The sequence below is a fragment of the Candidatus Falkowbacteria bacterium genome (assembly GCA_013336275.1).
Classification (GTDB): domain Bacteria; phylum Patescibacteriota; class Patescibacteriia; order Patescibacteriales; family GWE2-39-37; genus JAAXUA01.
This window is the reverse complement of sequence record JAAXUA010000002.1, coordinates 172,531-180,670: the sequence shown is the minus strand read 5'-3', so window position 1 is coordinate 180,670 and position 8,140 is coordinate 172,531. Positions and strand designations below refer to the sequence as shown.

Here is an 8,140-nt window from a genome sequence, read left to right as displayed (position 1 = left end):
GGTCAGATCAAAATGAGAATTCGCTAATATTTGAATTAAAGGCCGGGTCATTGCCCAACACGCGCTTATCGGAAAGATAATTCATCATTGTCAGTATCAAAAAGAAAAAACTGCAGATTAAAATAGCCAATATCGGCAAAACTGATTTGAAAGTCTTGAAAAAAAGCAGCAAGATATCTAGTTCCATCCTCGCTTTTCTCTGTCTGGTCACAAGATACTCCTTTAGGCTAACCTTATCGCTTTTCTGAGACTCCTTGCCCTGCTTATAGGCCAGAACCGCCTCGGGGGTGGTCATCCACGAGACATTGGTGTAAACCTGCTTGCCGGATATCTTGCCGGAGCGAATCAGCTGGCCGATATAGTCCGGGCTATAACCGGAAATTTTCGACGCTTCCTTCAAGCTGATGAAGTTTTCCTGACCTGGCATACTATTTTGCTAATTTTATATAAATCTCGACCATCGAGATTTTTAAAACCGATTTTCTCGACCATCGAGATTATGTAATTATTATACCATAATGGTCAGAACAGGTGCAAGAGGATGAGCCGGAAATAAAATTAATCAAATACACTGGGTAAAACAAGCCTTTATACAAAAAACGCCCCGGCAGAAACCGGGGCGTAGCTATCGCAGAATATTTGACTATACCTTGCCTAAATCCAAAAATTCAGTAAATTCTATCTCCTTCACGAACTCGGGCATATGGCTGATCATGATGATCGCTCCCTCGAAGTCGTCAATGGCCTTGGCGATAACCGGAATATGACGGAAGTTGATATGATTTGTCGGCTCATCCAGGATGATGATTGCTGGCTGCATCAATACCAGCCGGGCGAAAGACAGCAAGCCTTTCTGCCCCTCCGATAAAGCACCGACCTGCTGGCCCAAAAGATCACCGGCCACCATGAAGCCTCCGGCCACATTGCGCATCTCCTGATCGTCGATGCCGTCTGCGGCTGCTCGTTGCAACGACTCGAAAACTGTATCATTGAAATCCAGCGTGGCGAAATCCTGGCTATAATAGCCGACTCGGATGCCCTCCATTATTTTAGCTCCCTCGTGATTGCGCGAAACCAATGTGCGCAAAAAGGTGCTCTTACCCACACCGTTCGGCCCAGAGACCAGCAACCGGCTGCGCTTGCGCAGAATTATGTTCACTTCCTTGATGATCGGCTCGTGGTTGCGGATGACTTTGACTGACTCGATCTTGACGATCTCGCCGCTGACATCCTGGACGGGGATACTAAACTTGCGGATCGTGCGGTCTTCCTTGCGGACATCGACCATGTTATCTTCCAGTTCGGCTGTCTCCTCTTTAAGCTTCGAAGCTAATTTGCGCATCTTGCCGCCTTTGTTGGCGAAAAAGTTGACTTTTTCCTTGCGGTCCTTGATCTGCTTCTCGAGCTGAGCATTTTTCATCTTTTCACGCTCGACCCGCTTAGCGATCTCTTCGACCACCGTAAAATAGTCGCCGACATAAGTCTCGATCTTGTGAGTGTGGATATCCAGATAGATGACGCCTTCGGTGAAGCAATTCAAAAAATCGGCGTCATGGGAAATTACTATGACTGTTTTCTCATACATGACCAGAAAGGTGACCAGATGGTCAATCCCCTCTTTGTCCAGATTGTTGGTCGGCTCATCCAAGAGCAGGATGTCCGGATTCTGGATCAAGGCGATCGCCAAGAGCAGGCGGGCCTGCTGGCCGCCGGACATCTCGCCGACTTTGCGCTCCGTCGGGATGACCAGATTGACTGCCTCCAGCACCTTGCTGATGCGGCTAGCCAGATTAGCTGGCACGACCTCGAAAGCCTTGGCGAAATAAGCCTCGACCGTCAACTCCAAGTCTTCCCTGGAAACGGTCTGCTTGGCGGTGCCGATAGTACTGCCCGAGGGCATGGAAATCTTACCGCTCTTAGGCTTGAGCTCGCCCTTGATCAGGCCGAACAAGGTGCTTTTACCGGCGCCATTTTGGCCCATCAGGGTAATTTTAGAGCCGCGGCGCACGCTGAAGCTGGCCTCGTCTAAAGTCGGTTTTTTGTGGATATATTCGAAGCTGACTTCGTCAAACCTCAAGATTACTTCTTCTGCCATATGAAATATTATTTTAGTACCACCAAAGAATAACAGATTTCAACTATTTTGTCCATGGCTGCGAGTTGGCAGCGAGTTGGCAGCGAGTGAGCTGCCAGTTCTCTGAAGGGTCCGCAAGGACCGAAGAGAACAGCTTTATACCAGTTCCTCGTAGTCTCCGTAAGGAGCAAGAGGAACAGTATAATCAATAAAGGCTCCGCAAGGACGACGGCAGGTGAGCCGTCGGTTCATCATCAGCTCCGTCAGGAGTGATGATGAACAGCTTTCAGAAAAAATCCTAAAGAGCAGCCATGAAAAAACAAAAAAAACGCCCCTTGGCGAAACATCCCTGCCCTACCTTTAATAACTGCTAATTGCGAAAGCCGTGCCCTGGGCTGATGCCAGAACGTCTGAACCGTAACCGTCATTAGCCAAAACCATCGAACCGGGCAGAAAATCGATCCTCGCCTCACCAGGAGCCGCTGCGATGAAATACAGTTCCGCCACTTGCGCCTTGGCGCTGATGCCCGGTGCCGGCTGCATGCCGGTTACTGCCAGCTCGCCGATGCCGGTCTGATTATCGAAAATGATCGAGAAGGGCGCGTCTTCACCGTCAATAGCGACAAGCGTAAGCGTCTCGGCCGTGTAGGCAAGGCTCGCCTTGGCCACGTTTATGGCCGACTCTCCGGGATTGACCATCAGCCTGACGCTGATGGTCTGACCAAGCGTAACGGCTGCCGGCAAGTCGGCTTCGATGCTGAGCGAAGCGCTCCTTGTGTAATCGTAATCATCGCCCGCCGGCCCAAGAGGTGCGATTTCTTGCGTACCCGCCATAATCGGCTCATTCAAGACAAAGGTCTGATCGGAAAGCAGCTCCTCGGCCAGTGCCGGAGAGACTGTTCGCGGTATCATCATTCCCAGTGCGGCCAGCGGCACGAGAGCGGCAATGACTTTTTTTCTGGCGAGCAGCTTCATATTATCTAATCCAAATTAGTCCTCACTTCCGCCAGCAACTCCCGTTTGCGCTCTGGTGCCAAGTGATGGTCAAGATATGGATAAAGGGTCTCGTCTTCGAGCTTATGGTGGCCGAAAATGGTCTGGATGAAATCTGTGAGCTTGACCGAACCCCCGCTCCTGATGGAAGCCTCGATTTCCGCCACCTGCGCCTTTATCTTTATGTGATCCTTGTATAGACGCCTCGTCGCATCGACCATCGAGCCCTCGGCTAGGTCATCTAGGCTGAATATCGATCTCTCCTCGGTCAGCATGTGCTGCTCCAGTTTCGCCTTGAACCGGCCGAACAATTCGAGACGCATCTCGTCGCCATCAGCCTCGCCGACCTGTCCGATCAATCGGTCAAGCTCTTCGTGGCACTTAGCCATATAATACATTATCTCATCATCCAAGTGGTGCATATTTTAGGTTTTATTGATTATTCCTCTAACCAGGCGTGTAGAAAAATCTTGCCATTGGTAATCAAAACTATCGAACACGAGCTGGGCCGCGACGACTTCCGAAACCAGGTCATTGATCGCGTTATCGATAAATCCGTTGAGCGATTCGAGACGGGCTGGATTGATCCAGCTCTTCGCCAGGCTGAACCAAACGCCGCCAAAGAACGAGGCTGCGCCCGACATGGCGAATCTGAAATCGATACCAGACCCATAAGCCAGCTCGGTGCCGCTATCGACGTTCTGCGGCTCTGATTGTATTTTCAAGACGAAATCTTCAGCGTTGCTATTGCTGTCGTAGCCGTTGCCGGAAAGATGGTGCGTTGCGCCATTGACCATAGTGCCGGCAGTAGAGGTTCCAGCAGCTTTGCGCTCCAAGCTTTCGTATGGTCCGGGGTTGTCGGCGAATGGTTCTAGTTCGAATTCCTGGGCCGTACCGAAACCCAGCCTGTCGATGGCTTGGCCTGATTGGCTGATGATAACAGTGGCGTTGGCAGGAACTTCGCTTGTTGGCGGATAGCTGATGTCTGGCGTCGCCCCGCCGCTGTAATCGGCGGATGCCACCAAGACATAGCCGTGGGCATCGATCTGCATGTTCATGAAGTCATCGACCAGGATGGTTTCGTTGCCCGCAGAATTTTTGAAAGAAAGGACGAATACCGACGTATCCAAAGTAATGGCATCGTCTGTCGGGTTGTATAGCTCGATGAACTCGTCTGTCGCGCTGTCTCCGGTGATCTGCACCTCGCTCAAGACCAGGTTGCTTGGCCTGGTGCTGGCGAACCTGGTCTGGCTGGTGTCGCCCCAGTCGCCGAGATTGCCTGCACCGTCGTGAGCTCGAACTCGGAAGTTAACGACCTGATTCTCGGACATCTGCTGGCCGAAAACTGCGTAATCCTGCTCCAAGGCTTGATTCCACTGCTGCCAGGCCCCTCCGTCGATTGCGTACTCCACATCGTAGCTGAAAATGCCGCTGCCATTAGGCATGTTCTGGTCCGAACCGCCGAAGCTGACATTCAAACCGTTGACCGAATAATCTTCCAGGCTCGTCGTTTGCGGCACCTCGTTGAGATAGGCCGTAGGCGGCAAGAGGTCGACAAGCCAATTCGCTTCAATTGTCGCCCCCTGGAAACCGAGCGTATCGACACCGTATGCTGATAACTCGTGAAAGCCCTCAGATAAGCCGCTGAAGCTTGTCGTCGCACCGACGGATTGCTGCCAGGCCTCCGAATCAAGCTTATAGTGATAAGTCGCCAATTCGTTGGCCCCGAATTCGAAAGCGGCTGTTGTCTGGTTGGTGGAGCTGGCGGGAGCGGAAACGAAAACGATGGCTGGCGGCGTCAGGTCGATCCGCCAATCGTATTGGACCGGCGTCGGGTCAGGGCCGACTGAATCCGTGCTTCTGGCCATAAAGACATGATTCCCCTCCGATAACCCCGAGAGCGAAACCGTATTGCCGGCAGAAATCCACGTTCCGTTATCCAGCTTGTACTCATAAACCACGACTGATTTATTGGATGAGTAGGCGAAGGTGGCTGCGGTTGAGCTAGTTAATGATGCAGGCGAGGCCGTTATAGAGGTTTCCGGGTAAACCGGCGCTTCGTTGATGACATATTTCACGACCGTCTGCTGCTGTTCCGGTTCCGGCGCCTTGACCACCGGTGTCGTGGTGGTGGCCGGCGTAGTCGTTGCCTTGACCACCGGTGTCGTGGTCGGCACCACCGTCTTCACCGGTTCAGGTTTCTTGACCACCGGTGTCGTGGTCGGCACCGCTTTCTTTACCGGTGTTGGCGGCTCGATTTTTACAGGCGCGACCGCAATCGGCGCGCTCGAGGCGACTGGAGCAGCCGGCGGCGGACTTACGGGGACTTTGGTTTCGTTTTTAGGAGGGCTTATCTTGGTAATCTGTTTCTTCACCCCCGAAGCCAGACTGCCGATCTCCTTCTTCACCCCCTCGGCAATCAAGGAAAAAATCGAAGGCGAGGTCGATGAGGCGCTAGCGTCGTTCTGACCGGAGATGGTATCCATGGCCAGCTGGCCGAAGTTGCCCAAAGTCGACCGCAAAAGCTGTATCGGCCGGTATCGATCTTGCACCGATTTGTTCCAAATCAGGGCCGACCATGACAGCATGCTGACTATTACGGTCAACAGGACTACCGCCGCAAAAGCTTGTCCTCCATATGCCAGGCCGCCTTTGATTTCCTTGCGATGCTTGAAGAGGTAGCTCTTATTGGCCTCCTTGGGCGGCTTCTGCTTAAAGCTGAAATTTATAGTAAAATCTTCGCCAGCGATACTGAATTTCTTCAGCCACGAATGGCGTTCAGGTCCATGAGACTTTAGCGTCTTTTTGGCCTTTGATGATTTTGGCGTTTTGTTGTTCACAGCTATTATTATACCACAAACAGCTATAACAAAAAAATGGCTGACGCAAAAAAAGAGCCCCTTCTGAGGGGCCCTTCCAATGATTTAATAATTGACATAGAAATACTTGCTATCGACTTGCCGGAAGCCAGACCCTTCATCGAAGAAGACCCTGAATTCGTAGCTGCCGTAGTCCGAGTTGTAGCTGCTGGTCACGACACTGCTGTAAGGCCAGGTGGTGTTGCGCAGCCTATTCCAAGGAGTGGTGAAAGTCCACAGCAAGGAGTTATTGCGATAGGTCTCGATGGCCCAGCGATGGTCGACTTTGACATCCCTGGCTTGGGCCACGATATAGACCGTGGCGCCTCGGTTGAAGCTATTGCGCGGATTGACCGCTTGCAAGTTGCGCTGGTCGCCGCCATAGGTGGTCCAATTCTCGGCGACCGTGGCCCCGTTATAGCTCCATTTGGCGCTATTGCAGCTATTGTAGTAGCGGCAATCGTAGTTGCAATAATTATTGCTGCTGTTGCAATCGGGTCCGCGCCAGTTGTCGGAGACAGTGAAATTCTTGGTATCAAGAAGCTTGAAGCCCGAGCCGGTGTTCAGATAGATGCGCCATTCATAATTTCCTGGCATGGCGTTGTCGTATCTCGGATAATAACTGCCGAAAGCGTGCCCCATGCCGACGTCGCGCCAAGGAGTGGAATCCTGCCAAACCAGCTGGCCGTTGCGATACAGCTCGGCCTTCCACTGGTAGTCATCAACGATGTTCCGTACGGTCGAGACGGCAAAGATATCGTCTCCATAATTGAAACTGGAGCGTGGGTCGACCGGCCGTATATTCCAATACTCCGAGCCAGAACCATTCTGCCAGCCGCGAGAGACGGTGGTGCGATCGTAGTAATAAGGCTGTCGGGTGCTATTATCGCGCTGGTTAGTCACTTTGAACGGCCTGACTGCCATGCTGCGCCAACCGCTGCCCGTATCGATCGATAGCCTGAATTCGTAATTGCCGACTTCGGCATTGCTGTAATATGGCTGGTAATTGCTGTAAGTCCATCCGCGGCCCACGCGATTCCAGGGCGTAATGTTTTCAAAAACCCTGTTTCTCGGACCGTCAGTCCGGTAAAGCTCGATCCTGTAACGATGGTCGGCTTTGACATCCTTCAGCTGGGACACGAGATACACGGTTTCACCCTGCCTGAAGGACGTTTTTTGCCCGGTCGGCTGTATATTCCAATGGTCGCTGCTCCCGTTCTGCCAGCCGGAGGCAACTACTGCTCTGATCATCGTGTACCTGTTATCCGGATATCTGTCAGGAACGGTACTCCTTGAAACGACCCTGAAGTTGACGTTAGCCAAGCTTTCGAACCCCGCCCCTGAATCCAGCTGATAGTGCGCCCGGTATTCGCCGACCGGCAAGTCGGTCATATAGGGCACGAAGTTCGAATAATTCCAGCCATAATAATAATCCGGATAAAAACGAGGGTTAGTTTCGATCCGGTATTGGCTATTGTTCCGGTAAAGGACCAAGCGCCACTGATGCTGGTAGTTTATGGGACCGACCTGGGCGAAGAACTGGACCTTATCTCCGAGGACGAATTCGGTCCTTTCGCCAGTCGGGATGATGTGCCAGTGTTCGTCACTGCCGTTGGTCCACCCCCGGGAAACGGTAAATCGGCTGTGATCGAAACGTGGAGCGGCAAAAACGCTGGCTGGCAAAGCGGCAAAATTGAGCAGCAGAAGCAAGACCAATAAATTGCTCAAATACCTTTTCATATGGTTTCTTCTAATAGTTAATGCCCTCCTTATCCACATTATATCAATTCTATTGTAATATTGGTACATTAAATATTTATTAAAAAAACCACCTGTCAAGTCCTGCCGAAGAGCCTTTTGATGTGGGAACCGGCGACTCGAAGAAAATCGGCCAACGGATTGATCCGAGACTCTCCCTCTTGCATGCCAAGGTCGGAAACCGCAGTTTGCTTGCGGTTGGACTTGAAGAACTCGAACATCGCTGCATCGTACTCCGACTCATCGTCAAAAATCACCGGCTGTCCGCCGTCTTCTTTCCTTTCAATTGCTGGCTCAGAAATGCGCATATGTTTGCATCGGCTTAAGTATTTTCCCCAGAGACTTCCCTGATCGCTGGATGTTGGTAGTCCTTCTGCTGCGGTCTTCGTGAGTCCGGACATAAAAAACCTTCAAAATAAAAACACCGGACGTGGCGTCCTCGTTTCTGCTTTTGGAC

Annotated in this window: 7 protein-coding genes; all 7 read right to left on the bottom strand. The window is 51.8% G+C overall.

Translation table 11 applies throughout. The features are described 5' to 3' along the window. Positions 1-7 precede the first annotated feature (7 nt). A complete protein-coding gene (locus HGA34_02535) occupies positions 8-427 on the bottom strand; it encodes a hypothetical protein (protein NTW22403.1) in 420 nt (139 codons plus the stop codon). 216 nt (positions 428-643) lie between these two features. Next, a complete protein-coding gene (locus tag HGA34_02530; protein ID NTW22402.1) occupies positions 644-2,095 on the bottom strand; it encodes an ABC-F family ATP-binding cassette domain-containing protein in 1,452 nt (483 codons plus the stop codon). 339 nt (positions 2,096-2,434) lie between these two features. Next, a complete protein-coding gene (locus HGA34_02525) occupies positions 2,435-3,049 on the bottom strand; it encodes a hypothetical protein (protein ID NTW22401.1) in 615 nt (204 codons plus the stop codon). 5 nt (positions 3,050-3,054) lie between these two features. Continuing rightward, a complete protein-coding gene (locus HGA34_02520; GenBank protein ID NTW22400.1) occupies positions 3,055-3,489 on the bottom strand; it encodes a hemerythrin domain-containing protein in 435 nt (144 codons plus the stop codon). 3 nt (positions 3,490-3,492) lie between these two features. Then, entirely contained in the window at positions 3,493-5,907 is a 2,415-nt protein-coding gene (locus HGA34_02515; protein NTW22399.1) for a lamin tail domain-containing protein, read from the bottom strand. An 84-nt stretch (positions 5,908-5,991) separates the two neighbouring features. After that, positions 5,992-7,665 carry a hypothetical protein gene (locus HGA34_02510; GenBank protein ID NTW22398.1) on the bottom strand — a complete coding sequence of 558 codons (1,674 nt, stop codon included), beginning with the start codon at positions 7,663-7,665 and terminating at the stop codon, positions 5,992-5,994. 95 nt (positions 7,666-7,760) lie between these two features. Next, complete coding sequence (locus HGA34_02505; GenBank protein NTW22397.1) at positions 7,761-7,991, bottom strand: hypothetical protein; 231 nt, start codon at positions 7,989-7,991, stop codon at positions 7,761-7,763. Positions 7,992-8,140: the final 149 nt, after the last annotated feature.